Origin of the sequence: Thiorhodococcus drewsii AZ1, from assembly GCF_000224065.1 — a bacterium.
GTDB lineage: Bacteria > Pseudomonadota > Gammaproteobacteria > Chromatiales > Chromatiaceae > Imhoffiella > Imhoffiella drewsii.
The window spans coordinates 1-859 of sequence record NZ_AFWT01000122.1 but is presented as its reverse complement, the minus strand read 5'-3'; the positions used below and the strand labels follow the sequence as shown (position 1 = coordinate 859).

Below are 859 nucleotides of genomic sequence, written 5' to 3'. Positions count from 1 at the left end.
GTATGCAATCTTCGGGGACTTGACACTCGGTCCAGACGGTGAGGAAGTGGCGGCGATGCACGATGGTCGAAGATGCCTCACACCGCCCACACCGGCTCTCGACAACGCTCTCGCCCGAGCAGGAAGTCCTCGTGGTGGCCCTGCGTGAAACCCTCTTGCTGCCGCTCGACGATCTGTTGGCCGTCACCCGCGAATTCATCCACCCCGAGGCCTCGCGTTCGGCACTCGATCGGTGCCTGCGTCGCCACGGGATCTCCAACCTCAAGGCACTGATCCCGCAGGAGGCGGACACCGCGAAGCGTCCGGTGAAGACCTTCAAGGACTACGCTCCCGGCTTCGTCCATGTCGACGTCAAGTACCTGCCCCAGATGCCCGATGAAGACCGCCGAAAATACCTCTTCGCGGCGATCGACCGTGCCACCCGCTGGGTCTACGTCGAGATCCTCGACGATAAGTCAGCAGCCTCGGCCAGTGGCTTTCTCGAGCGCCTGATCGCCAAGGCTCCGTTCGCCCTCTCCAAGATCTTCACCGACAACGGCAAAGAGTTCACCGACCGTTTCGGCGCCACGGGCGAGCGCTCGCCCTAAAGTGGACCCCATGTCCAGGACAGTTTTCCCCCGAATTTAAGTTGTACTGGCCACCTCAATCGCAGCGGTTTGGCGCTGCCCCAGTGTTGTCTCGCCGAAGCGATCGACGATCTTGGCCCCACCCCCGTTTCCCGATCGGTAGACCGCATCAGGCGTGAGGTACCCCAGGGATTGGTGGGGGCGCTCTCCGTTGTAGAAGGCGAAATACTCAGTCAACCCCAGGAGCAGCTCGGGCAAGCTGGCGTAGCCTTTGAGGTAAATATCCTCGTACT

At 61.6% G+C, this 859-nt stretch carries 1 protein-coding gene and 1 pseudogene; one reads left to right on the top strand and one right to left on the bottom strand.

Annotated features, from left to right (window positions below):
- Positions 1-32 precede the first annotated feature (32 nt).
- Positions 33-584, top strand: a pseudogene (locus THIDRDRAFT_RS23330) (DDE-type integrase/transposase/recombinase); the annotation flags it as partial.
- A 39-nt stretch (positions 585-623) separates the two neighbouring features.
- Here the strand turns inward: THIDRDRAFT_RS23330 and THIDRDRAFT_RS23325 are convergent.
- A partial coding sequence (locus THIDRDRAFT_RS23325; RefSeq protein WP_007043417.1) for an integrase core domain-containing protein occupies positions 624-859 on the bottom strand: 236 nt, incomplete at its 5' end.